The organism is Staphylococcus sp. SB1-57 (assembly GCF_017086425.1).
GTDB lineage: Bacteria > Bacillota > Bacilli > Staphylococcales > Staphylococcaceae > Staphylococcus > Staphylococcus warneri_A.
This window is the reverse complement of sequence record NZ_CP070964.1, coordinates 1,674,864-1,700,163: the sequence shown is the minus strand read 5'-3', so window position 1 is coordinate 1,700,163 and position 25,300 is coordinate 1,674,864. Positions and strand designations below refer to the sequence as shown.

Annotated in this window: 23 protein-coding genes; 18 read left to right on the top strand and 5 right to left on the bottom strand. The window is 33.1% G+C overall.

The genetic code is table 11. The features are described 5' to 3' along the window. Window positions 1-553: 553 nt before the first annotated feature. The 13 genes from JX000_RS08430 to JX000_RS08370 all read left to right on the top strand — a co-directional run bounded on the left by JX000_RS08430 (window position 554) and on the right by JX000_RS08370 (window position 13,050). Complete coding sequence (locus tag JX000_RS08430) at window positions 554-1,180, top strand: YkyA family protein (RefSeq protein ID WP_002450691.1); 627 nt, start codon at window positions 554-556, stop codon at window positions 1,178-1,180. A gap of 172 nt (window positions 1,181-1,352) precedes the next feature. Then, window positions 1,353-2,465: a pyruvate dehydrogenase (acetyl-transferring) E1 component subunit alpha gene (gene pdhA / locus JX000_RS08425; RefSeq protein ID WP_015365191.1), complete on the top strand. Its 1,113-nt coding sequence runs from the start codon at window positions 1,353-1,355 to the stop codon at window positions 2,463-2,465. A gap of 3 nt (window positions 2,466-2,468) precedes the next feature. Continuing rightward, window positions 2,469-3,446, top strand: coding sequence for an alpha-ketoacid dehydrogenase subunit beta (locus tag JX000_RS08420; protein ID WP_002450689.1), 978 nt, complete (start codon window positions 2,469-2,471; stop codon window positions 3,444-3,446). A 66-nt stretch (window positions 3,447-3,512) separates the two neighbouring features. Further along, on the top strand, window positions 3,513-4,820 hold the full coding sequence (locus JX000_RS08415) for a dihydrolipoamide acetyltransferase family protein (RefSeq protein ID WP_206140628.1): 1,308 nt from the start codon (window positions 3,513-3,515) through the stop codon (window positions 4,818-4,820). A gap of 4 nt (window positions 4,821-4,824) precedes the next feature. Next, window positions 4,825-6,231, top strand: coding sequence for a dihydrolipoyl dehydrogenase (gene lpdA / locus JX000_RS08410; protein ID WP_002450687.1), 1,407 nt, complete (start codon window positions 4,825-4,827; stop codon window positions 6,229-6,231). 195 nt (window positions 6,232-6,426) lie between these two features. Then, window positions 6,427-6,702 (top strand): UPF0223 family protein, encoded by a 276-nt coding sequence (locus JX000_RS08405; protein ID WP_002450686.1) that lies wholly within the window; start codon window positions 6,427-6,429, stop codon window positions 6,700-6,702. A 165-nt stretch (window positions 6,703-6,867) separates the two neighbouring features. Further along, complete coding sequence (locus JX000_RS08400; RefSeq protein WP_002450685.1) at window positions 6,868-7,407, top strand: helix-turn-helix domain-containing protein; 540 nt, start codon at window positions 6,868-6,870, stop codon at window positions 7,405-7,407. Between the two features lie 13 nt (window positions 7,408-7,420). Further along, window positions 7,421-8,515, top strand: a complete 1,095-nt coding sequence (locus JX000_RS08395; protein ID WP_002450684.1) for an ABC transporter ATP-binding protein — start codon at window positions 7,421-7,423, stop codon at window positions 8,513-8,515. Beyond that, window positions 8,508-9,311, top strand: coding sequence for an ABC transporter permease (locus tag JX000_RS08390; protein ID WP_002450683.1), 804 nt, complete (start codon window positions 8,508-8,510; stop codon window positions 9,309-9,311). Before JX000_RS08395 ends, JX000_RS08390 begins: the two co-directional genes overlap by 8 nt. Window positions 9,312-9,316: 5 nt before the next feature. Then, window positions 9,317-10,129, top strand: a complete 813-nt coding sequence (locus tag JX000_RS08385; protein ID WP_002450682.1) for an ABC transporter permease — start codon at window positions 9,317-9,319, stop codon at window positions 10,127-10,129. Further along, window positions 10,126-11,199 carry an ABC transporter substrate-binding protein gene (locus JX000_RS08380; RefSeq protein ID WP_002450681.1) on the top strand — a complete coding sequence of 358 codons (1,074 nt, stop codon included), beginning with the start codon at window positions 10,126-10,128 and terminating at the stop codon, window positions 11,197-11,199. Before JX000_RS08385 ends, JX000_RS08380 begins: the two co-directional genes overlap by 4 nt. A gap of 72 nt (window positions 11,200-11,271) precedes the next feature. After that, entirely contained in the window at window positions 11,272-12,411 is a 1,140-nt protein-coding gene (gene auxB, locus JX000_RS08375) for a lipoteichoic acid stability factor AuxB (protein ID WP_002450680.1), read from the top strand. Between the two features lie 135 nt (window positions 12,412-12,546). Further along, window positions 12,547-13,050 carry a DUF4064 domain-containing protein gene (locus JX000_RS08370; protein ID WP_002450679.1) on the top strand — a complete coding sequence of 168 codons (504 nt, stop codon included), beginning with the start codon at window positions 12,547-12,549 and terminating at the stop codon, window positions 13,048-13,050. A gap of 82 nt (window positions 13,051-13,132) precedes the next feature. On the opposite strand, the gene JX000_RS08365 is transcribed toward JX000_RS08370, so the two are convergent. Together JX000_RS08365 and JX000_RS08360 are read right to left on the bottom strand one after the other, a co-directional pair. Further along, complete coding sequence (locus JX000_RS08365; protein WP_049424256.1) at window positions 13,133-14,479, bottom strand: Nramp family divalent metal transporter; 1,347 nt, start codon at window positions 14,477-14,479, stop codon at window positions 13,133-13,135. A 142-nt stretch (window positions 14,480-14,621) separates the two neighbouring features. Next, window positions 14,622-15,236, bottom strand: a complete 615-nt coding sequence (locus JX000_RS08360; protein WP_049424258.1) for a YktB family protein — start codon at window positions 15,234-15,236, stop codon at window positions 14,622-14,624. Window positions 15,237-15,402: 166 nt separating this feature from the next. Between JX000_RS08360 and JX000_RS08355 the strand changes: the two genes are divergently transcribed. Further along, window positions 15,403-16,221 carry an inositol monophosphatase family protein gene (locus JX000_RS08355; protein ID WP_075778516.1) on the top strand — a complete coding sequence of 273 codons (819 nt, stop codon included), beginning with the start codon at window positions 15,403-15,405 and terminating at the stop codon, window positions 16,219-16,221. A 290-nt stretch (window positions 16,222-16,511) separates the two neighbouring features. On the opposite strand, the gene JX000_RS08350 is transcribed toward JX000_RS08355, so the two are convergent. Further along, window positions 16,512-16,703 (bottom strand): DUF5325 family protein, encoded by a 192-nt coding sequence (locus JX000_RS08350; protein WP_023375088.1) that lies wholly within the window; start codon window positions 16,701-16,703, stop codon window positions 16,512-16,514. A 99-nt stretch (window positions 16,704-16,802) separates the two neighbouring features. Here JX000_RS08350 and typA point away from each other — a divergent pair, with 99 nt between their 5' ends. Next, entirely contained in the window at window positions 16,803-18,650 is a 1,848-nt protein-coding gene (gene typA, locus JX000_RS08345) for a translational GTPase TypA (RefSeq protein WP_002450674.1), read from the top strand. A gap of 183 nt (window positions 18,651-18,833) precedes the next feature. Here typA and JX000_RS08340 read toward each other — a convergent pair whose 3' ends face one another. Then, window positions 18,834-19,019: a DUF2197 domain-containing protein gene (locus JX000_RS08340; protein WP_075778517.1), complete on the bottom strand. Its 186-nt coding sequence runs from the start codon at window positions 19,017-19,019 to the stop codon at window positions 18,834-18,836. Further along, on the bottom strand, window positions 19,020-19,502 hold the full coding sequence (locus JX000_RS08335) for a hypothetical protein (protein ID WP_075778518.1): 483 nt from the start codon (window positions 19,500-19,502) through the stop codon (window positions 19,020-19,022). A 147-nt stretch (window positions 19,503-19,649) separates the two neighbouring features. On the opposite strand from JX000_RS08335, the gene JX000_RS08330 reads away from it, so the two are divergent. The 3 genes from JX000_RS08330 (at window position 19,650) to JX000_RS08320 (ending at window position 25,256) form a co-directional block, all read left to right on the top strand. Beyond that, the gene (locus JX000_RS08330; RefSeq protein ID WP_002450671.1) at window positions 19,650-19,925 is read left to right on the top strand and encodes an Fpa/YlaN family protein; all 276 of its coding nucleotides are present in this window, start codon (window positions 19,650-19,652) and stop codon (window positions 19,923-19,925) included. A 317-nt stretch (window positions 19,926-20,242) separates the two neighbouring features. Beyond that, window positions 20,243-21,466 carry a cell division peptidoglycan polymerase FtsW gene (gene ftsW / locus JX000_RS08325; protein ID WP_002450670.1) on the top strand — a complete coding sequence of 408 codons (1,224 nt, stop codon included), beginning with the start codon at window positions 20,243-20,245 and terminating at the stop codon, window positions 21,464-21,466. Between the two features lie 337 nt (window positions 21,467-21,803). Continuing rightward, complete coding sequence (locus JX000_RS08320) at window positions 21,804-25,256, top strand: pyruvate carboxylase (protein ID WP_206140627.1); 3,453 nt, start codon at window positions 21,804-21,806, stop codon at window positions 25,254-25,256. The last annotated feature ends 44 nt before the right edge of the window (window positions 25,257-25,300 follow it).

The window sequence follows — 25,300 nt, the reverse complement described above, 5'->3', positions numbered from 1 at the left end:
ATACCAAATATAATAGGTAGAAGTACATTGAAGTAAATTAGATTGTTAGTAGAAAATGAAAATAAAAGTTAAAATAAGAATACACATGACATATTATGTGTTTAGAAAGTGACATTAAAAATTGAATAGAAAGATACGTCAACGTGATATATGTGTGAATTATAATAGGTCGGGACAAAAGCGTTTAGGATTTGAGCAGAACCGAACGATGATAAAGAACTACTTCCTTATTCATAGGTTAGTAGTTCTTACAAACTCAATAGTTGAGTTTGTTCATTTGAATTGTTTTCCGAATTTTGTCGAATCGTGAGCGTTTGCCCAACTTGCATTATTTGCAGAAATTGGAATACCAATTTCTCTATGTTGGGTCCCTTCTGCCGATAATCCTGCTTTTGGGACGCCGTTAATCGGTTTCCCAGAAGCACAAAAACTTTATGTCTCAACCTCTAATGATTAGTAATTAAACAGAGATCAGACGCTTATCCAATTTCATTGATTTATGAGAGAGATTTATTTATGATAACAAGCGTACAACTTTGAGGAGGATACAGAAATGAAATTAAACAAAACAATAGCGGTTGTTGCAACATCGGCAGTGTTATTAGCTGGATGTACAACAGATAAAAAAGAAATTAAAGCATATGATGAACAAGTCCAAAATGCTTTTGATAAAGAGAAACCAGTTGCAAATGTGAGTAAAAAAATTAATAAATTAGAAGAAGAAAAACAAAAGTTATTTAAAAAGGCTAACGAGAAAGACCAACAAACAAGAGAAAAAGCAGCTGATGACATTGTTGAAAATGTAGAAAAACGTGAAAAGGAATTTAAGAAAGAAGAAAAGGCGTTAGACGATTCTGAAAAAGAATTTAAAAAGGCAGAATCACATATCGATAATATCGATAATAAAGATAAGAAAAAAGAAGTTGAAGAATTAGATAAAGCAATTAAAGATAAATATAAATCACATAGCGATTATGCAAAGGCTTACAAAAAAGCGCTTGGAAAAGAAAAATCACTGTTTAGTTTCATCAATAAAGATGGTGCAACACAAGACCAAGTAGATGAAAAATCAAAAGAATTAGGCAAAGCATATAAAGACATGAACAAGAAGTTTAAAGCGTATTCAAAAGCGATGAATAAGGTAAATAAGGAAAAGCAAGATGTAGATCAATTAAAATAATTCCTTGACTGATACAGATATGAAGAATGTAGTAGTACAGTTCTTGTGTCTGTATCTTTTTTCTATGAAACAGAACTTTATGAAATCGTTTAACAGGCTTATTTATTTGTGATACAATTGTTATGGATAAAATGAATTTCTATTTATATATGGGAAAGGTATGGTGAATTGAATGGCTCCTAAGTTACAAGCCCAATTCGATGCAGTAAAAGTACTAAATGACACACAGTCGAAATTTGAAATGGTTCAAATTTTAGACGTAGATGGCAACGTTGTAAATGAAGACTTAGTACCTGATTTAACAGATGAAGAATTAGTAGAATTAATGGAAAGAATGGTATGGACACGTATTCTTGATCAACGCTCTATTTCTTTAAATAGACAAGGTCGTTTAGGTTTCTATGCACCAACAGCTGGACAAGAAGCATCACAATTAGCATCTCAATATGCGTTAGAAAAAGAAGATTTTATTCTTCCTGGTTATCGTGATGTGCCACAAATTATTTGGCATGGTTTACCTTTAACTGAAGCATTCTTATTCTCAAGAGGCCACTTTAAAGGTAACCAATTCCCTGAGGGTGTGAATGCACTGAGTCCACAAATCATTATCGGTGCACAGTATGTTCAAACAGCAGGTGTTGCGTTTGGTCTTAAAAAACGAGGCAAAAATGCAGTTGCAATTACTTATACTGGTGATGGTGGTTCATCTCAAGGTGACTTCTATGAAGGTATTAACTTTGCTTCAGCATATAAAGCACCAGCAATTTTTGTTATTCAAAATAACAACTACGCGATTTCAACACCACGTAGTAAACAAACTGCAGCAACTTCATTAGCTCAAAAAGCAATTGCTGTTGGTATCCCTGGTATCCAAGTTGATGGTATGGATGCATTAGCAGTATATCAAGCTACTAAAGAAGCTCGTGAACGTGCAGTTGCAGGTGAAGGCCCAACATTAATCGAAACAATGACATATCGTTACGGACCACATACTATGGCTGGTGACGACCCTACACGTTACAGAACTTCAGATGAAGACGCAGAATGGGAGAAAAAAGATCCATTAGTTCGTTTCAGAAAATTCTTAGAAAATAAAGGTCTTTGGAACGAAGACAAAGAAAATGAAGTTATTGAACGTGCTAAATCAGACATCAAAGCAGCTATTAAAGAGGCCGACAAAACAGAAAAACAAACTGTTACTTCTCTAATGGAAATTATGTATGAAGAAATGCCTCAAAATTTAGCAGAACAATATGAAATTTACAAAGAGAAGGAGTCGAAGTAAGCCATGGCACAAATGACAATGGTTCAAGCGATTAATGATGCGCTTAAAACTGAACTTAAAAATGACGAAGACGTTTTAGTTTTCGGTGAAGACGTTGGTGTTAACGGCGGTGTATTCCGTGTTACTGAAGGTTTACAAAAAGAATTTGGTGAAGATCGTGTATTCGATACACCACTTGCAGAATCAGGAATTGGTGGCTTAGCTTTAGGTTTAGCTGTTGAAGGTTTCCGTCCTGTAATGGAAATCCAATTCTTAGGATTCGTATTTGAAGTATTTGACTCAGTAGCTGGACAAATTGCACGTACTCGTTTCCGTTCAGGTGGTTCTAAAACTGCACCTGTAACTATTCGTAGCCCATTTGGTGGCGGTGTGCATACACCAGAATTGCACGCAGATAATTTAGAAGGTATTTTAGCTCAATCTCCTGGTTTGAAAGTGGTTATCCCATCAGGCCCATATGATGCTAAAGGATTATTAATTTCTTCAATTAGAAGTAATGATCCAGTTGTATATTTAGAGCATATGAAATTATATCGTTCATTCAGAGAAGAAGTTCCTGAAGAAGAATACACAATTGATATTGGAAAAGCTAATGTGAAAAAAGAGGGTAATGACATTACTTTAATCGCATACGGTGCAATGGTACAAGAATCATTAAAAGCAGCTGAAGAATTAGAAAAAGAAGGTTATTCAGTTGAAGTGATTGATTTACGTACAGTTCAACCAATTGATATCGATACATTAGTTGCTTCAGTTGAAAAAACGAACAGAGCTGTAGTCGTTCAAGAAGCTCAACGTCAAGCAGGTGTTGGTGCACAAGTTGCAGCTGAATTAGCTGAACGTACAATTCTTTCATTAGAAGCACCTATTGCACGTGTAGCAGCAGCAGATACAGTATATCCATTTACTCAAGCTGAAAATGTTTGGTTACCAAACAAAAATGATATTGTAGAAAAAGCAAAAGCAACTTTAGAGTTTTAATCTTTAAATAAAGTTTAAATTAAAAAGTGATTTCTTTATTAAGAAAATCTTAGGAGGAAAAAGACCGTGGCATTTGAATTTAGATTACCCGACATCGGGGAAGGTATCCACGAAGGTGAAATTGTAAAATGGTTTGTAAAAGCTGGAGATACAATTGAAGAAGACGATGTCTTAGCAGAAGTCCAAAATGACAAATCTGTTGTAGAAATCCCTTCACCAGTAAGTGGTACAGTTGAAGAAGTATTAGTAGATGAGGGTACAGTAGCAGTTGTTGGTGACATTATTGTTAAAATTGATGCACCAGATGCTGAAGAAATGCAATTCAAAGGTAATCACAGTGATGATTCATCAAGTGAAGAACCAAAAAAAGAAGCAGCAAAAGAAGAAAGTGCTTCATCACAAGAAAGTCAACCTGCAGCAAATACTCAAGATGCTGAAGTTGATGAAAATAGAACAATTAAAGCAATGCCTTCAGTACGTAAATATGCACGTGACAATGGCGTGAATATTAAAGCAGTTGCTGGTTCTGGTAAAAATGGTCGAATCACAAAAGAAGATATTGACGCACACTTAAACGGTGGCGCTACTCAAGCAACATCTAATGAAAGTGCAGCAAGTACTTCTGAAGAGACTACAACTACAGCAGCAACTCAATCAGTACCAGAAGGCGACTTCCCAGAAACAACTGAAAAAATCCCAGCTATGCGTAAAGCAATTGCCAAAGCAATGGTTAATTCTAAACACACAGCACCACATGTTACATTAATGGATGAAATTGATGTTCAACAATTATGGGATCACCGTAAGAAATTCAAAGAAATCGCAGCTGAACAAGGTACAAAACTTACTTTCTTACCATATGTAGTGAAAGCACTTGTTTCTGCACTTAAAAAATATCCAGCACTTAATACATCATTTAATGAAGAAGCTGGAGAGATTGTACACAAACACTATTGGAACATTGGTATCGCTGCAGATACAGACAGAGGTTTATTAGTGCCTGTTGTTAAACATGCAGATCGTAAATCAATCTTCCAAATCTCAGATGAAATTAACGAACTTGCTGTAAAAGCACGTGACGGTAAATTAACATCTGATGAAATGAAAGGTGCAACATGTACAATCAGTAATATCGGTTCAGCTGGTGGACAATGGTTCACTCCAGTTATTAATCACCCAGAAGTAGCTATCTTAGGAATTGGGCGTATCGCTCAAAAACCGATTGTTAAAGATGGAGAAATTGTAGCTGCTCCAGTTCTTGCATTATCATTAAGCTTTGACCACAGACAAATTGATGGTGCAACTGGACAAAATGCTATGAATCACATCAAGCGTTTATTAAATAATCCAGAATTATTATTAATGGAGGGGTAAAAAGATGGTAGTTGGAGATTTCCCAATTGAAACAGATACTATTGTAATCGGAGCAGGTCCTGGAGGTTATGTTGCAGCAATTCGTGCAGCGCAACTTGGACAAAAAGTAACAATCGTTGAGAAAGGTAATTTAGGTGGCGTTTGCTTAAACGTTGGTTGTATTCCTTCAAAAGCTTTATTACACGCATCTCATCGTTTTGTTGAAGCACAACATTCAGAAAACTTAGGGGTAATTGCTGAAAGTGTTTCTTTAAACTATGAAAAAGTTCAAGAGTTCAAATCATCAGTTGTTAATAAATTAACTGGTGGGGTTGAAGGATTATTAAAAGGTAATAAAGTTGAAATCGTTAAAGGCGAAGCTTACTTTGTTGATAACAATAGCTTACGTGTAATGGACGAAAAGAGTGCTCAAACTTACAATTTCAAAAATGCAATTATTGCAACTGGTTCTAGACCAATTGAAATTCCTAATTTTGAATTTGGTAACCGTGTTATCGATTCAACAGGTGCATTAAACTTACAAGAAGTACCTGGTAAATTAGTAGTAGTTGGTGGCGGTTATATCGGTTCAGAACTTGGTACTGCATTTGCTAACTTTGGTTCTGAAGTGACTATTCTTGAAGGTGCTAAAGATATCTTAGGTGGCTTTGAGAAACAAATGACTCAACCAGTTAAAAAAGGCATGAAAGAAAAAGGTATCGAAATCGTTACTGAAGCAATGGCTAAATCAGCTGAAGAAACTGAAAATGGCGTAAAAGTTACTTATGAAGCTAAAGGTGAAGAGCAAACTATCGAAGCGGATTATGTATTAGTAACTGTAGGTCGTCGTCCAAATACTGATGAATTAGGCTTAGAAGAATTAGGTCTTAAATTTGGTGAACGCGGATTAATCGAAGTTGATAAACAAAGCCGTACTTCAATCAATAATATCTATGCAATTGGTGATATCGTTCCAGGATTACCTCTTGCTCATAAAGCAAGCTATGAAGCAAAAGTAGCTGCAGAAGCTATTGATGGACAAGCAGCAGAAGTTGATTACATTGGTATGCCTGCAGTATGCTTCACTGAACCAGAATTAGCTCAAGTAGGTTATACTGAAGCTCAAGCGAAAGAAGAAGGTTTATCAATTAAAGCTTCTAAATTCCCTTATGCAGCTAACGGCCGTGCATTATCATTAGATGATACAAACGGTTTCGTTAAATTAATTACACTTAAAGAAGATGACACATTAATTGGTGCTCAAGTAGTAGGTACTGGCGCTTCAGATATTATTTCTGAATTAGGTTTAGCAATCGAATCAGGTATGAATGCTGAAGATATTGCATTAACTGTACATGCTCACCCAACTTTAGGTGAAATGTCTATGGAAGCAGCTGAAAAAGCAATTGGCTACCCAATCCATACTATGTAATTTAACATGACGTTAAATTAAACTGGCAACAGTACTTGTTGCCAGTTTTTTTGTTGTTTTATTACAATAAAGTTAATGATACTCACTTGTGAATATTAGTCTATATGGGCTTATCATTGATAAACGATTTGTCAGTTTAAATCATCTCAGATACACTAATTCTGTAATCTAATTAAACTATAGGAGTGAATCAACTTGGAATATCAATACCCATTAGATTTAGATTGGACAAATGACGAAATGATGGATGTCATTCATTTCTTTAATAAAATTGAGAACTATTATGAATCATCAGTTAAAGGTGAAGCAGTTAAAAAAGCTTATCAAAATTTCAAACAAATTGTGCCTGGTAAAGCTGAAGAGAAGCAACTTTTTAAAGAATTTGAAAAAAGTAGTGGTTATAATAGCTATAAGGTAGTCCAAGAGGTAAATAAGAACCCTGATCAACAAGTTTTTTCTGCAAAATCTTAAGTAAAACTGACTAAACAAAAAGCAAAATGTTGTGAATGTAAAATGTTTGTCTTAAAACAATAAAAAGTATTGATTGTAGAGCTATATTTTGGTATTTTTATTAAGCGTTAAACAAAATGTTTGATAAAAGTAAACTTAATATAGCTCTTTTTAGGTGGTTTCATTATGGAAATAGGATATAAATTGAAAAATCTGAGAAAAATTAAAAATTTAACACAAGAGGAATTGGCAGAAAGAACAGATCTATCTAAAGGATACATATCCCAGATTGAAAGTCAAAATGCATCGCCTAGTATGGAAACATTTCTAAATATCTTAGAGGTTCTAGGAACATCGGCTAGTGACTTCTTTAAAGAAACAGAACAACAAAAAGTCATTTATAAAAAAGAAGAGCAAGTCATCTATGATGAATACGATAGAGGCTATATTCTAAATTGGCTAGTTACTAAATCTAATGAATTTGAGATGGAACCACTACTTTTAACATTGAAACCTGGTGCATCGTATAAAACATTTAACCCTTCAGAATCGGATACATTCGTTTATTGTTTACAAGGACAAGTGACGTTGCAATTGGGTAATGTTTGTTACCATGCCAGTAAAGAAGATGTGTTTTACTTTAAAGCAAATGATGATCATCGTCTTTTTAATGAAGGAAAGCAGGAAGTGAAAATATTAATTGTTGCAACAGCATCATATTTATAAGGAGTTGTGAATATTGGCACCATTATTATCGTTTAAAGGCGTAAGCAAAGGATATGATGACGTTCAAATATTAAATGAAATTGATATAGACATAGAATCAGGTCATTTTTATACATTATTAGGACCTTCAGGTTGTGGTAAAACAACCATTTTAAAATTAATTGCCGGCTTTGAGTATCCTGACCAAGGAGAAGTGATTTATCAAAATAAGCCAATTGGAAAATTACCCCCAAACAAACGTAAAGTAAATACCGTTTTCCAAGATTATGCCTTGTTTCCTCATCTTAATGTGTTCGAGAACATCGCCTACGGTTTGAAATTAAAGAAAATGAGTAAAAACGCTATTAAAGCAAAGGTAGAAGAAGCACTTCGACTTGTTAAGCTATCAGGTTATGAAGACCGTAATATTAATGGCATGAGTGGTGGTCAAAAACAGCGTGTAGCTATCGCTAGAGCCATTGTTAATGAACCAGAAATTCTATTACTAGATGAGTCTCTCTCAGCTTTAGATTTAAAATTAAGAACTGAAATGCAATATGAACTAAGAGAATTACAATCACGTTTAGGAATTACATTTATTTTTGTTACACATGATCAAGAAGAAGCACTAGCTTTAAGTGATTATATTTTTGTTATGAAAGATGGTAAAATTCAACAATTTGGAACACCAAACGATATTTATGACGAGCCAGTCAACCGTTTCGTAGCTGATTTTATTGGAGAATCTAATATTGTAGAAGGTCGAATGGTAGAAGATTATGTTGTAAATATTTATGGTCAAGATTTTGATTGTGTAGATATGGGGATACCTGCAAATAAAAAAGTAGAAGTTGTGATTCGTCCTGAAGATATTTCATTGATTGAAGCAGATAAAGGTTTGTTCCAAGTAAAAGTAGATTCTATGCTCTTTAGAGGTGTACATTACGAAATTTGTGTGGTTGATCGAAAGGGATATGAATGGGTTATCCAATCAACACGTAAAGCTGAAGTAGGTAGTGAAGTTGGCTTATACTTTGAGCCAGAAGCAATTCACATCATGGTACCAGGTGAAACAGAAGAAGAGTTTGATAAACGAATTGAAAGTTATGAGGATGTTGAAAATGCGTAATACTAATCGTTTATTGCTCATTCCATACTTGATTTGGATGGTACTATTCATAATTATTCCAGTAGTATTGCTTGTTTATTATTCTTTTTTAGATAATCAAGGTCATTTTAGCTTAACTAACTATGAAAATATTTTTACATTGAGTTATTTAAAAATGTTTGCTGATTCTATCTTATTTGCTGTGATTATTACGCTTGTCACGTTATTGATAAGTTATCCAGCAGCTTATTATATCGCTCAATCTAAATATCAGAATTTACTATTGATGATTATGATTATTCCTACATGGATTAACTTATTATTAAAAACATATGCATTTATTGGTTTGTTAAGTCATGATGGATTAATCAATCAATTATTTAACATCTTTAATCTATCTCCAATTAATATGTTATTTACAGCAGGCGCATTCATAGTAGTATCAAGTTATATCTATATACCATTTATGATATTACCAATCTTTAATAGTATGAAAGCAATCCCTAATAATTTACTACAAGCATCAAGTGATTTAGGCGCTAATCCTCTGACAACATTTGGTAAAGTGATTGTGCCACTAACGAGGGAAGGCGTTATGACTGGTGTTCAAGTGACCTTTATACCTGCATTATCACTATTCATGATTACGCGTTTAATCGCTGGTAATAAAGTAATCAATATTGGTACAGCTATCGAAGAACAATTCTTAACTATTCAAAATTATGGTATGGGTTCAACAATAGCGTTATTCCTAATCATTTTTATGGCATTTATTTTAATTATGACAAAATCAAAATCTAATCATAGGAAAGGGTGAGTCGTGTGAAATGGTATGGCAAGCTATATATAGGTATATTAATAGCTGTATTATATATACCTATATTATTTTTAATGGTATATTCGTTTAATTCAGCAGGTAATATGGTTAATTTTGAACATTTCACACTAGAACATTATCAAACCTTATTCCAAAATGATAAATTAATGTCAGTCATATTTAATACTGTTGCCGTCGCATTAATAGCAGCAGCAATTTCTACATTGATTGGAACATTTGGTGCGATTGCAATATATCATTTGAGACATAAACAGTTTAAAGTCACGTTATTAACGCTCAATAATGTGCTTATGGTATCTTCAGATGTTGTTATTGGTGCATCATTTTTAATTATGTTTACTGCAATTGGTCATTTTACAGGATTAGGCCTTGGATTTTGGACAGTGTTAGCATCTCATATCGCATTTTGTATTCCAATTGTTGTTATTGTTGTATTGCCACAATTATATGAAATGAATGATAGCATGTTGAATGCTGCTAGAGACTTAGGTGCTACAGAATCGCAATTATTAAGTAGTGTGGTTATACCGAATATTATGCCAGCGATCATCGGTGGTTTCTTTATGGCATTAACTTATTCACTAGATGATTTTACAGTGAGTTTCTTCGTAACAGGTAATGGATTCAGTGTATTATCCGTAGAAGTTTATGCAATGGCTAGAAAAGGTATAAGCATGGAAATTAATGCAATTTCAACAATTTTATTCGGTGTAATCGTGATAGGTGTTATTGGTTACTATGCAATTCAACACCTCGTTCAACGTAAAAAGCATCCGAAACGAGGTGTCAATACATGAAACGATTTTTACAATTGATTTTGATGTCAATTATTGTCGGTGTTTTATGTTTAGGTATAAGTCAATGGTTTAAATCGAAAGAAAATACAGACACTAATCAAAAAATTTATGTCTATAATTGGGGAGAATATATTGACCCAAGCCTCATTAAAAAGTTTGAAAAAGAAACAGGTATCCAAGTGGTTTATGAAACATTTGATTCGAATGAAGCTATGGAAGCTAAAATTCGTAATGGAGGCACACATTATGATGTCGCTTTTCCAAGCGAATATACAGTGCAAAAATTAAAACGTGCACATTTATTAGAACCATTAGATCATAAGAAAATACCTAATATTAAAAATTTAGATTCAGATTATATGAATATGCCATATGACCGACATAATCAATATTCATTGCCATATTTCTTTGGAACAGTTGGAATATTATATAATAAAGATAAGTACCCTAATGAGTCTTTTAATAGTTGGCAAGATTTGTATAAATCTAAATATAAAAATGAAGTATTATTAGTTGATGGTGCTCGAGAAATAATAGGTTTGGGACTTAATAAATTAGGATATAGTTTGAATGATAAAAATCCACAACATATCAAAAAAGCGGAATCTGATTTACATCATTTAGCGCCACAAGTCAGAGGTGTTGTAGGTGATGAAATCACAATGATGCTTGAACAAAACGAAGGAAGTATTGCAGTTGTATGGAGTGGAGTCGCTGCACCATTAGTTCAAGAAGGGGACAAATACAATTATGTTATTCCAAAAGAAGGATCAAATTTATGGTTTGATAATATGGTAATACCTAAAACGGCACAAAATAAAGAAGGCGCATATCGCTTTATGAATTTTCTTCTAGATGAAAAAAATAATAAGCAGAATACTGAATGGGTAGGTTATGCTACACCAAATAAAGAAGCAAGAAAGATGTTACCAAAAGATATTAGAAACGATCATCGATTTTATCCAACTAAAAAAGAACAACAAAGATTGGAAGTATATCAAGATTTAGGTCAAGATACATTAAGTGATTATAACGAAAGTTTTTTAAATTTTAAAATGTCGTTAAAGTAAAATGAAAATGGTAGTTATTTTTTGTTATATTCGATATAATAACTTGATAAGTAAAGTAAGGAGTTGTAACGAATGACAGGAGAGCAATATACTCAAATTAAACGTCCAGTCAGTCGACTAACAGAAAAGGTTTTAGGGTGGCTTAGTTGGGTATTCTTATTAATTTTGACAATAGTCACGATGTTTATAGCTTTAGTGTCATTTAGTAATGATACATCTATTGCTAACTTAGAGAATACATTAAATAATAATGATCTTATTCAACAAGTATTAGCAAATAATAGCTTAAGTACTACACAATTTGTGATATGGTTACAAAATGGTGTTTGGGCTATTATAGTGTATTTCATCGTTTGTTTATTGATTTCATTTTTAGCTTTAATTTCTATGAACATTAGAATTCTATCTGGTTTCTTATTCTTGTTATCTGCAATCATCACGATACCTTTAGTATTACTTGTAGTAACATTAATTATTCCAATTTTATTCTTCATCATTGCTATTATGATGTTTGTTAGAAAGAATAAGGTTGAAACAGTACCGAGCTATTATAATGGTGGATATGGTTATCAACCATATGAGGAAATGCCAGAACAAGAAGCTCATGCGCATCATAATGAAACTGAAAGTGAACCAGTTGAAGAGCCACAACAGCGTAGACGTCCATCACGTCGTAGCATGGAGCGTAAAGAACAAGCATTTGACACAACAACAGGTTCAACAGATCAAATACAAAACGAACAAGAATCATATGATGATAAATATGAACAGTTCCCTAAACGTGCTGTAGAAAGTGAATATCGTTCAGACGATAATGAGCACGATGAAGAACCGACAATATTATCACGTCAAGCAAAATATAATAAAAAGTCATCTTCAGATAAGGCTTCTACAAATAATCAAGATGTATATCATGAGCAAGATGATGTAGAGTCATCTAATCAATATAATGAAGAACCTCAAGTTGATCCTAAAGAGCTTAAAGCGCAACGCAAACGAGAAAAAGCTGAAATTCGTGCTAAGAAGAAAGAAAAGCGTAAAGCATATAATCAACGTATGAAAGAAAAACGCAAGAATCAACCGAGTGCGGTTAGTCAAAGAAGAATGAACTATGAAGAACGTCGTCAAATGTTTGGTGATACGGAAAAAGATATGAGAGATCAAGTGAAACAAGATCATCAAAAAATTGACGAAAATGACAATCAAAAATAATTAATTACAATACCAAAAGTGATAATTAACATTCACTTTTGGTATTTTTTGTTATAAATAGATTTTTATGATATTGAATAGCATGTAAAGATAGTTTTTAGTATGATTAATGTAAGAGTTAAAGGAGGTACTGTAATGAAAAGAAAAACTGAATTGATATTAGCATGGATAGCGAATGGTTTAAGTAGTTTATATTTACTATTTGTAATCATAGGTTATTTTGCGATGAAATCAGGAAGTGGTGCATCTCAAAATAAGGAAATGGTTAATCAAATGATGGGCGGAAATCAAGAAATGTCGATGGAGATGCTTACTGCTTCGATCGCCTTATCTATGGGTGTGCTTGCATTTTCTACTATTTTAGGTATTGTTGGTGCATTAACAGTAAAAGGCAGACATAAATTGGGAGCCAGTTTATTAATTGCTGCAGCAGTGGTTGGTATTATGGCAACGAATATCATAGCTATGATTTTATGGTTCATTGCAGGTATTATGCTATTAACAAAATCTAATCAACAGAGACCTAAAACTGACCATGCTGTAAATAATCATCAAGAGGATATTTCTAAGAAAGATGAGTGGGATCCTGAAAAAGAATTAAAAGAACATCAACAAAAGGACAAACCATATACCTATTAATAAATTTATACAAGTATCATGATATATCAAAAACCGGTTGAAATGCTAAGGCATTCAACCGGTTTTTATTAAAATTTTGATTTTACAATTCTTGGAACGTCTGGATAATGAGGTAGACATTCAAGATACTTAAAATAATGATAAGTGACCATGAAATAATATTAACCCATGTTTTATTAATAAATGGTCCCATTAACTTTTTATTACTAGTTGCTAATTGCAGTGGTATTAAACTAAAAGGTAACGCTATACTTAAAAATACTTGTGAGAATACTAATAATTGTTCAATTTTGGCGGCATTACCATTAAAGATGATTAAGCATATAATAACGGGAATAACAGCTAAAGAACGTGTGATGAGACGACGGAGCCAATTAGGTATACGTAATCTCAAGAAACCTTCCATTACAATCTGACCTGCTAATGTCCCTGTAATTGTTGAGTTTTGTCCTGAAGCAAGTAAAGCAACTGCAAATAAGGTACTCATGACACCACCTAATGTTGCACCTAATAATGGTTGTGTTTTTAAAGCGTGGTATAAATCGTAAAATCCACCTAATTCATCAGTGTTAGTACCGAAGAAAAGTGCTGCCCCCAGTGTTAATAGCAAGCAATTAACTACAAATGCAACGGATAATTGGATGTTGGAGTCAATCGTTGCATATTTAATGGCTTGTGCTTTATCTTCATTGTTATTTCTATCATATTTCCGAGATTGAACAATAGAAGAATGTAAATATAGATTGTGTGGCATAATAGTTGCCCCTACGATACCTAAAGCAATATATAAGATACCTTGATTCGTAATGATTTCAGTATGTGGTACAAAGCCATTTAATAAATTCAATATATTAGGTGAAGAAATATAAACTTCAAAGGTGAAAATGGCTAAAACTGTAAATATAAGTGTACCTACTATGGCTTCTATTTTTCTAAATCCAAATTTCATAATAAATAATAATAAAAATACATCACATACTGTAATTAAAGCGCCAACTATCAATGGAATATTAAATAGTAAATTAAGTGAAATTGCACTACCAATAACTTCGGCAATATCTGTAGCAATGATAGCTAATTCTGCGATTATCCAGAAAATAATCGCGATGGGTTTAGATAAAAAATGTCGCGTCATTTGAGCTAAATCTTTACCCGTAGCAATTCCCAATCTTACTGTCATACTTTGTAATAACATTGCAGCTAAACTAGAAATTAGTATTACAAATAGGAGGGTATATCCAAATTGTGCGCCACCTTGCATAGAAGTTATCCAGTTACCTGGATCCATATATCCCACAGCGACTAATAATCCAGGTCCTAAGAAAGCCAAAAGTTTTTGACTTGAATTACTTTTATAGTCAAAATCAATCGTATTATTAATTTCGTCTAAGCTTTTTTGATGTTCTTGGTCGACTGATTGCTTATTCATAAACAAAACTCACCTCTAACTTAAAATATATTGATATATTAACCTAATGTTTTTTTAGGTCAACCTAAAAATATTTTGCGAAACAAAAAAACCTGGACATGAGTGAATGTCGCAGGTTCAAATATCGTGAAACTCTTTTGACTTAAGCAGAATAGAATTTTAAGAATTGATCAAATGTTTCTTCAACAAATTGAATAAAAGCTTTATCAGTTTTTAACCTTTGGTCATCTGGTGTAATAGATCTAGCTACGAAGAATTCACCTTTTTTAACATTTTTGACACGATCAATGGCTTCGTGTAATTGCACATCAGTACAGTCTTTGATAAGCGTCTTTTCAGGCTTCATATGATCAAGACAAATGCTATAATCTGACGGTAGGTTTCTTAACGTATCAAAATGTTTATCAAATATTTTAACTCGTTCAGCCTTATCTTTTGCTTCGTGCATGACACCAAACATTATAAATAATTGGTCTCTAAATAAGCCGATTTGGAAATGAGGTAACATTTTGTAGCCGCGTTTATTTGGAGCAAATGCAACCCACGTATCTTTAGGTGGATTGACACTTCTTCTAGCATGTTTTGCCACGTGAGGATAAAATGTTTCACCTGTTTGAGTTGTAAAGTATTCAGTGAAATACTCTCCTAATTGATGCAATTGCGGTCTAACATGCTCATTGAGTGCTTCCATTCTAGCATCTAAGCCATCCACATCAAAGGCTTTAAAATTTTGAGGTGAAAATGTGTATTTAGTCATGATTTGCCTCCTAGGATAATGATTAAAATTATTGTAGCATAACAAAGCATTAAAATTCTAAATTGCAGTTTCAAAAGAATGCATAAATTGTTAAAAATAGGGGAGCCTATAAATATAAAATCAAGACCATAATCATGTATAATAGAGATAAATAGGAGATGATACCATGGCACTTTACGATTTTGCAAAAGGGTTAGTATTAGAAGCGGGTAATAAAGTACGCTTGATGATGAAAGATGAATTAAATATTGAAACTAAATCTAATCCTAATGACTTAGTAACAAATGTAGATAAAGCAACTGAAGATTATATTTATGATATGATACATCAAAATTATCCAGAGCATAAAGTGATTGGCGAAGAGGGTCATGGTCATGACTTGATTGATACGTCTGGAATCGTTTGGGTAGTTGATCCGATAGATGGCACGTTAAACTTTGTTCATCAACAAGAAAACTTCGCTATTTCAATTGGTATTTATCACGATGGTCAACCATATGCTGGCTTTGTATACGATGTGATGAGAGATATTTTATATCATACCAAAGTAGGGGAAGGTGCATTTGAAAATAATCATGCTTTAGAACCTTTAAATGACACGCATTTAAAAACAAGTATTATTGGCATTAACCCCAATTGGCTAACTAAACCTATTATGGGGCCCATTTTTGCACCAATAGTGAATGATGCACGTAGTGCAAGAGCTTATGGCAGTGCAGCATTGGAAATTGTGAGTGTAGCTAAAGGACAATTAGATGCCTATCTGACGCCAAGACTACAACCATGGGATTATGCTGGTGGTTTAATGATACTCAATGAAGTCGGTGGAAAAGGAACGAATTTACTTGGAGAAACGTTATCTATTACTCACCCCAATTCTATTGTCATGGCCAATCATTCATTACACGATGAAATAATGAAGAAATACTTAAAAGATCATGAAGGTACTTTAAGAACACATCATAAAAAACGTTTTGGTAATTAATATAATAAAAGACAAAGCATGGGACTTCGTATTACGTTCCAGGCTTTGTCTTTTTATTTAAAATTTAAATAAACATATTTGTAAGAATACTTCCCACAAAAGGAGAAAGTAGTTATGGTTCGATGATGCCAAGATTTTAAATGGATATTTCTCAAATGTTTAATCATGTTGATTAATATTCGTTTGACTAACCATGAGACAGCCATTTTAATCAATGAATCTTATAATAAATTGCAACTAACACTTGATTTTAAATAAAGTTTTATTTTATTGATATTGGGTTATATCATCTATAACCAGTCATTTTCGCGATATTTCTTTTTCACTGTGAAACCGACGCCAAATGTTGCAACGAGTAATATAAATGTTAAAATCATCATTGGAACATTTGCTGCACCAATACTAAAGCTAAATAGCAATAAAAAGATTAAAGCTAAAATTGAGAATATCCAGAAAATGCCTTTAGATTTTTTTTGTTGCATCCCATACCCCACCTTTTACTTATTTTTTCTCTAATCTATGATATAATAAAAAAGTTGTAATTAAAAGTGGGAGTTTACTTAAGAAAGGAAATTTATAATATGACGAATATAAGAGAAGATGTACGTAATATAGCAATTATTGCGCACGTTGACCATGGTAAAACGACGTTAGTAGATGAATTATTAAAGCAATCAGGAATTTTTAGAGAGAACGAACATGTTGACGATCGTGCTATGGACTCTAATGACTTAGAAAGAGAACGTGGTATTACAATTCTTGCGAAAAATACTGCGGTTGACTATAAAGGTACACGAATTAATATCTTAGATACACCAGGACACGCTGACTTCGGTGGCGAAGTTGAACGTATCATGAAAATGGTTGATGGTGTTGTATTAGTAGTCGATGCGTATGAAGGTACAATGCCTCAAACACGTTTCGTACTTAAAAAAGCATTAGAACAAAATTTAAAACCAGTGGTAGTAGTAAATAAAATTGATAAACCATCTGCAAGACCAGAAGGTGTAGTTGATGAAGTATTAGATTTATTTATCGAATTAGAAGCTAACGATGAACAACTTGATTTCCCTGTTGTATATGCTTCAGCTGTTAATGGAACTGCAAGTTTAAATTCAGAACAACAAGATGAAAACATGCAATCATTATATGAAACTATTATCGATTACGTACCAGCACCAGTTGATAATAGTGATGAACCATTACAATTCCAAGTAGCGTTATTAGATTATAATGACTATGTTGGACGTATCGGTGTAGGACGTGTTTTCAGAGGTAAAATGCGTGTAGGAGATAATGTATCACTGATCAAATTAGATGGTAGCGTTAAAAATTTCCGTGTAACAAAAATATTTGGTTACTTCGGATTAAAACGTGAAGAAATTGAAGAAGCACAAGCAGGGGACTTAATTGCGGTTTCTGGTATGGAAGATATCAACGTAGGTGAAACAGTTACACCACATGATCATCAAGATGCGTTACCAGTATTACGTATTGATGAACCAACACTTGAGATGACATTTAGAGTTAATAATTCACCGTTTGCAGGACGTGAAGGTGATTTTGTAACAGCACGTCAAATTCAAGAACGTTTAGATCAACAACTTGAAACAGACGTATCATTAAAAGTTACACCAACAGATTCACCAGATGCTTGGGTAGTTGCTGGACGTGGTGAATTACATTTATCTATTTTAATTGAAAATATGCGTCGTGAAGGTTATGAGCTTCAAGTATCTAAACCACAAGTTATCATTAGAGAAATTGATGGCGTTATGTGTGAACCATTTGAAAGAGTTCAATGTGAAGTACCTCAAGAAAATTCTGGTGCTGTTATTGAATCTTTAGGTGCACGTAAAGGTGAAATGTTAGATATGATGACGACTGATAATGGTCTTACTCGTCTTATCTTTATGGTACCAGCACGTGGAATGATTGGTTATACTACAGAATTTATGTCAATGACACGTGGTTATGGTATTATCAACCATACATTTGAAGAATTCAGACCTCGTATTAAAGCTAAAATCGGTGGCAGAAGAAATGGTGCATTAATTTCAATGGATCAAGGTTCTGCTAGTACGTATGCGATTTTAGGTTTAGAAGACAGAGGCGTTAACTTCATGGAGCCAGGTACTGAAGTTTATGAAGGTATGATTGTTGGTGAACATAACCGTGAAAATGACTTAACAGTTAATATCACTAAAACAAAACACCAAACTAACGTACGTTCTGCTACGAAAGACCAAACACAAACTATGAACCGTCCTCGAGTACTAACACTTGAAGAAGCGTTACAATTTATCAATGATGATGAATTAGTAGAGGTAACACCTGAAAGTATTCGTTTAAGAAAGAAATTATTAAACAAATCAGTACGTGAAAAAGAAGCTAAACGTGTTAAACAAATGATGTCTGACGAAGAATAATTATCGTCTATTTCACTATTTACAAACCACTTGATTATTGATTGTATTCAATTCTCAAGTGGTTTTCTTTTTTTAATATTAAACAAGTACATCATAAATTAATTAGAATAAACTATGTGCTCATATAAAAAACGTATGATTACAACTTCTTATATAAAGACGCTACAATCATACGCTAGTTAATTAGTCATTTTCTTTTTTATGATTATTTGTTACAAATGGTTGAGGCTGTTTAGGTGTATCTAGACGACTTTTACAATCATCACACATAAATGTGCGAATAGGATTATTTCTAAGTCGTTTTGCTTCTACAGTGTTTTCATCAATATGTACTGTAGTATCACAAATGATACATTTGACTGGAACCAATTAAATCACCTCAATATATTTTACATACTTAAATTCATAACTATAACCTTTTTCAGTATCATATACAAAACTATCCACAGAGTTATCGTCATATAGACGTTTACCATCTTTAGCAAATTGGAAGAATAAATATGGTAATAAATCTAATGGCACTTCAATAGAATCTTCATCATTAAATAATTTAATAGCAGTTGCATTTGATTGTGGTTCTGCAGTTTTAAAGAAGGGTGTCATATTAATTACAAATGAACCTTCTAGTACAGAACGCTTTTTGTATTTAATTTCAGAATTTAATGTTGGTGGATTCGTTTGACCTTCTAAGATAGCACGATTCCACTCGCGATTATCCTCGAATTGAATTGGTTTAGTGCCATCGAACACGCCTTGTTCTAAGTCTTCGATGCTAACCTTTCTATCATCGAAAATCCATGTTGTACTATCTAATGTGATGGGGAAATTTACCGCACCTTTTATTTGAATCATCTTGCCCACTCCCTAAATTTTTATCTTATATTATTTTATCATAAAATACGTTATACTTAATTTAAAGATACTTGCTTTTTAACATTCAGTAAGATAGAATTTTATATATTGAAGATATTTAATGAAATGATAGGGGGAGTGCGTGTCATGGCTAATCAGTCGAAACTAAATAATGCGGCTTATGACCAACTGAACAAAGATGCAGATAGAATATTACATCTTATTAAAGTTCAAATGGACAATTTAACAGTACCTTCTTGTCCACTATATGAAGAAGTTTTAGATACACAAATGTTCGGTCTTCAAAAAGAAGTAGATTTTGCTGTACAACTCGGGCTAGTTGAGAAAGAAGACGGCAAAAATCTAATGTTAAGACTTGAAAAAGAACTTTCAAAACTACACGAAGCATTTACAAACGTTTAATTTTTATATAAATTTGATGTGTTGATATAGTGATATTAATGTTACTAGTATTCACTTAATACATTTATGACAACACTTTCATGTTGAAATAAAATGTGAAATCGCAACTTGCACATTGTATAAATGGTGGCTGAGATAGTATCATAATTGATATTTTCTCAGTCATTTTATCTTTTTTGAATAATCGTTAAGTTTATATTTGTTTTGTGATACATAGGAAGTTTATAATAAAAAAGATAGGTTTTAGAGTTAGTGATTATTTATTTCGGGACTCTTAAAATCAACTCTCAAAAAATTCGAATTGGATGTACAAGTATATGAAAAATTTTAAAAATATAATGCGATATATTGGAAAAACATCTAAATTTATCGATTATCCATTGTTGGTCACATACGTCATCCTATGTTTAATTGGTCTAGTTATGGTTTATAGTGCCAGTATGGTTGCTGCTACAAAAGGTACTTTAACAGGTGGCGCTGAAGTATCGGGAACATATTTCTACACAAGACAGTTGCTATACGTCATTATGAGCTTTGCTATTGTCTTTTTTATGGCATTTATCATGAATGTAAAGATCTTGAAACAACCCAATGTCCAAAAATGGATGATGATAGGTATATTTGTTTTACTATTAATTACGCTAGTCATTGGTAAAAATATTAACGGTTCAAAAAGTTGGATCAACTTAGGATTTATGAACTTACAAGCATCAGAATTACTTAAAATTGCTATTATATTATATTTGCCATTTATGATAGAAAAGAAAATGCCGGCAGTGCGTAATAAAATTAAATTAATTTCAGCACCTATTATTTTAGTTGCTAGTTGTGTCGCATTAGTCTTTTTACAAAAGGACGTAGGACAAACACTATTAATATTAATTATATTCTTTTCAATCATGTTTTATGCTGGAATCGGTGTACACAATGTTTTGAAATACGGTGTTATGGTAGCAATTGCAGGGATTTTGATTTCTGTATTAGTTCTTATTGCAGGCTTATTACCAAGCTACCTAGAAGCAAGATTTAGTACATTAACTAATCCGTTTAGTGCTGAATCCGGAACAGGTTATCACATATCGAATTCACTGATGGCAATAGGTAATGGCGGTCTATTTGGCCGAGGTTTAGGTAATAGTATTATGAAATTAGGCTATTTACCCGAACCACATACTGACTTTATTTTTGCGGTAATCTGTGAAGAGTTAGGTTTAGTAGGCGGCTTGTTTGTCATTTTGCTTGAATTTTTCATTGTTTATAGAGCTTTCCAACTTGCGAATAAAACAAACTCATATTTTTACAAATTAGTTTGTGTTGGTATCGCCAGTTATATTGGAAGTCAAACATTTGTTAACTTAGGTGGTATTTCAGCAACGATCCCATTAACAGGGGTACCATTACCATTTATAAGTTTTGGTGGGTCTGCTATGATTAGTTTAAGTATAGCAATGGGCTTATTGCTCATTACCGCTAAACAAATCAAAATGGATGAAAAAAGGGCCAAACAACATAAAGTCGATATTAAACGACGATATCAATAAGTATTTAGCTAATCTCGCTTTAGAAAATTCATTATATTGAATTTTCTAAAGTTATAGAGATTAGCTTTTTTTATTATAAATATTTATTAAACATACAAGATTTAACTGGAAATATGATTGATGCAATGATAATATAAAGTTATTGTTTATGATAAGTTTGTATGAATTTTATAACTAGAGTTAGCTGCACAATAAGAATATTTATCTTATGTGACATATAAATTAAAGAATTATGACTAATATGCAATAACTATAGAAAAAGCAATCTATATAAGATAAAATCTTAGTATCAGATTAGTAAGAAAATTCCGAAAATTTAACAGGGGTGTGATCACTTTTGAAACATATTAAAAAGTTATTAGTAGCCAATCGTGGGGAAATCGCTATCAGAATTTTTAGAGCTGCTGCAGAATTAAATATTAATACAGTAGCCATATACTCTAAAGAAGATAAATCATCGTTACATAGATATAAAGCTGATGAGTCCTACTTAGTTGGTAGTGATTTAGGACCAGCTGAAAGTTACTTGAATATTGAACGCATTATTGATGTAGCTAAAAGAGCAAATGTAGATGCGATCCACCCAGGTTATGGATTTTTAAGTGAAAATGAACATTTTGCGCGCAGATGTGCAGAAGAGGACATCAAATTTATTGGACCACATCTAGAACATTTGGATATGTTTGGAGATAAAGTTAAAGCTAGAGCTACTGCACTTAAAGCTAACTTACCAGTTATACCAGGCACAGATGGACCTATAGAAAGCTATGAGGCTGCACAAACTTTCGCTAACGAAGCAGGTTATCCATTGATGATTAAAGCTACCAGTGGTGGTGGCGGTAAAGGTATGCGTATCGTTCACGAAGAAAGTGAGCTTGAAGATGCATTCCATCGTGCTAAATCTGAAGCAGAAAAATCATTTGGTAATAGTGAAATATATATAGAACGTTACATTGATAACCCTAAACATATTGAAGTACAAGTTATAGGCGATGACTATGGTAATCTAGTACATCTTTATGAGAGAGATTGTTCTGTTCAACGTCGTCATCAAAAGGTAGTCGAAGTAGCACCGTCTGTCGGATTACCTGAAACTTTAAGAAAGAAAATATGTGACGCTGCGCTTCAATTAATGTCTCATATCAAATATGTAAACGCAGGAACAGTCGAATTTTTAGTATCAGGTAATGAATTCTTCTTTATAGAAGTCAATCCACGTGTACAAGTGGAACACACAATCACAGAGATGATTACAGGTATTGATATCGTTAAAACGCAAATATTAGTTGCTGATGGTGCAAAATTATTTAGTGAAGAAATAGGTATGCCAAAGCAAAAAGATATTCAAACATTAGGTTATGCGATCCAGTGTCGTATTACTACTGAAGATCCACTCAATGATTTTATGCCTGACTCTGGCACAATTATTGCATATCGTTCTAGTGGTGGATTTGGAGTCCGTTTAGATTCTGGCGATGGTTTCCAAGGTGCAGAGATTTCGCCATATTATGATTCATTATTAGTAAAACTATCGACGCATGCTATGTCATTCAAACAAGCTGAAGAAAAGATGGAACGTTCATTAAGAGAAATGCGTATTCGAGGTGTGAAAACGAATATACCATTTTTAATCAATGTGATGAGAAATGAACAATTTAGAAGTGGCGATTATACAACTAAATTTATAGAAGAGACACCTGAATTATTTAATATAGAACCAACTTTAGATAGAGGTACGAAAACATTAGAATACATAGGTAATGTAACTATTAATGGGTTCCCTAATGTTGAACAACGACCTAAACCACTTTATGAAGCTGCATCTATTCCTAAAGTATCGCAAAAGAAAATAGCTACGTTTTCAGGTACGAAACAGTTATTAGATCAACAAGGCCCTAAAGGTGTGGCAAATTGGGTACGCGAACAAGAAGATGTTTTAATGACAGATACAACATTTAGAGATGCTCATCAATCTTTATTAGCCACACGTGTACGTACTAAAGATATGTTGAATATTGCTTCTAAAACAGCAGAAGTATTTAAAGATAATTTTTCACTTGAAATGTGGGGCGGTGCAACGTTTGATGTAGCATATAACTTCTTAAAAGAAAATCCGTGGGAACGACTTGAAAGATTGCGTCAAGCAATACCTAATGTGCTATTTCAGATGTTATTACGTGCTTCAAATGCCGTGGGTTATAAAAATTATCCAGATAATGTTATACAAAAATTTGTGAAAGAAAGTGCAGAAGCAGGTGTTGATGTATTCAGAATTTTTGACTCATTAAACTGGGTAGATCAAATGAAAGTGGCGAACGAAGCAGTTCAAGAAGCAGGAAAGATTTCAGAAGGTACTATTTGTTATACAGGAGATATCTTAAATCCTGAAAGATCTAATATATATACATTGGACTACTATGTGAAATTAGCAAAAGAATTAGAAAAAGAAGGATTCCATATTTTAGCCATTAAAGATATGGCCGGCTTATTAAAACCGAAAGCAGCCTATGAACTTATTGGACATTTACGTGCAGCAGTTGATATGCCGATACATCTTCATACTCATGATACAAGTGGCAATGGTTTATTAACGTATATGCAAGCGATTGATGCAGGTGTAGATATCATCGATACGGCTGTAGCATCAATGAGTGGTTTAACAAGTCAACCTAGTGCCAATTCATTATACTATGCTTTAAACGGCTTCCCACGTCAATTGAGAGCAGATATAAATGGGTTAGAAGAAATAAGTCATTACTGGTCAACAGTGCGCCCTTATTATGTTGATTTTGAAAGTGATATCAAATCTCCAAATACAGAAATTTACCAACATGAAATGCCTGGCGGACAATATTCGAATTTAAGTCAACAAGCTAAAAGCCTTGGTTTAGGAGAACGCTTCGATGAAGTTAAAGATATGTATCGTCGTGTGAATTTCTTATTTGGTGATATTGTCAAAGTAACACCATCTTCGAAAGTAGTCGGAGATATGGCACTATTTATGGTTCAAAATGATTTGAACGAAGAGGATGTCATTAATCAAGGACATAAATTAGATTTCCCAGAATCTGTCGTTTCATTCTTTAAAGGTGAAATTGGTCAACCTGTAAATGGATTTAATGCACAACTTCAAAAAGTGATTTTAAAAGGACAAACAGCGTTAGAAAATAGACCTGGAGAATATTTAGAACCTGTTGATTTTGAGGAAGTAAAACAGAAATTAGTTTCATTACAAAACACTGAAGTGACAGAACAAGACATTATTAGTTACGTATTATATCCAAAAGTATACAAACAATTTATTACAACGAAAGAGCAATTTGGTGACTTATCATTATTAGATACACCTACATTCTTGTTTGGAATGAGAAATGGAGAAACTGTTGAAATAGAAATTGATACAGGTAAACGATTAATCATTAAGTTAGAAACGATTAGTGAACCAGATGAAAATGGTCAAAGAACCATTTATTTCTCAATGAATGGTCAAGCAAGACGTATATATATCAAAGATGAAAATGTTAAAGCGAATGTAAATGTAAAACCAAAAGCAGATAAAACTAATCCTAGTCATATAGGGGCGCAAATGCCTGGCTCTGTGACTGAAGTGAAAGTAGCAGTTGGGGATAAAGTAAAGGCAAATCAAGCGCTACTTATCACTGAAGCAATGAAAATGGAAACAACTGTTCAAGCGCCATTTGATGGTGTAATTAAACGTGTCACTGTATCTAGTGGTGATGCGATTGCAACAGGTGATTTATTAATAGAAATTGAAAAAGAAGCGAACTAATTAAAAAGCCCAAACATTCAATCATTAAGATGAATGTTTGGGCT

What these genes read in the sequence shown, in the direction of transcription:
- JX000_RS08380 (WP_002450681.1), top strand. Translation starts at nt 10,126, where the DNA reads ATGAAACGATTTTTACAATTGATTTTGATGTCAATTATTGTCGGTGTT.
- typA (WP_002450674.1), top strand. Translation starts at nt 16,803, where the DNA reads ATGACGAATATAAGAGAAGATGTACGTAATATAGCAATTATTGCGCAC.
- JX000_RS08430 (WP_002450691.1), top strand. Translation starts at nt 554, where the DNA reads ATGAAATTAAACAAAACAATAGCGGTTGTTGCAACATCGGCAGTGTTA.
- lpdA (WP_002450687.1), top strand. Translation starts at nt 4,825, where the DNA reads ATGGTAGTTGGAGATTTCCCAATTGAAACAGATACTATTGTAATCGGA.
- JX000_RS08330 (WP_002450671.1), top strand. Translation starts at nt 19,650, where the DNA reads ATGGCTAATCAGTCGAAACTAAATAATGCGGCTTATGACCAACTGAAC.
- ftsW (WP_002450670.1), top strand. Translation starts at nt 20,243, where the DNA reads ATGAAAAATTTTAAAAATATAATGCGATATATTGGAAAAACATCTAAA.
- JX000_RS08350 (WP_023375088.1), bottom strand. Translation starts at nt 16,703, where the DNA reads ATGCAACAAAAAAAATCTAAAGGCATTTTCTGGATATTCTCAATTTTA.
- JX000_RS08390 (WP_002450683.1), top strand. Translation starts at nt 8,508, where the DNA reads ATGCGTAATACTAATCGTTTATTGCTCATTCCATACTTGATTTGGATG.
- JX000_RS08335 (WP_075778518.1), bottom strand. Translation starts at nt 19,502, where the DNA reads ATGATTCAAATAAAAGGTGCGGTAAATTTCCCCATCACATTAGATAGT.
- auxB (WP_002450680.1), top strand. Translation starts at nt 11,272, where the DNA reads ATGACAGGAGAGCAATATACTCAAATTAAACGTCCAGTCAGTCGACTA.
- JX000_RS08400 (WP_002450685.1), top strand. Translation starts at nt 6,868, where the DNA reads ATGGAAATAGGATATAAATTGAAAAATCTGAGAAAAATTAAAAATTTA.
- JX000_RS08420 (WP_002450689.1), top strand. Translation starts at nt 2,469, where the DNA reads ATGGCACAAATGACAATGGTTCAAGCGATTAATGATGCGCTTAAAACT.
- JX000_RS08360 (WP_049424258.1), bottom strand. Translation starts at nt 15,236, where the DNA reads ATGACTAAATACACATTTTCACCTCAAAATTTTAAAGCCTTTGATGTG.
- JX000_RS08365 (WP_049424256.1), bottom strand. Translation starts at nt 14,479, where the DNA reads ATGAATAAGCAATCAGTCGACCAAGAACATCAAAAAAGCTTAGACGAA.
- JX000_RS08370 (WP_002450679.1), top strand. Translation starts at nt 12,547, where the DNA reads ATGAAAAGAAAAACTGAATTGATATTAGCATGGATAGCGAATGGTTTA.
- pdhA (WP_015365191.1), top strand. Translation starts at nt 1,353, where the DNA reads ATGGCTCCTAAGTTACAAGCCCAATTCGATGCAGTAAAAGTACTAAAT.
- JX000_RS08355 (WP_075778516.1), top strand. Translation starts at nt 15,403, where the DNA reads ATGGCACTTTACGATTTTGCAAAAGGGTTAGTATTAGAAGCGGGTAAT.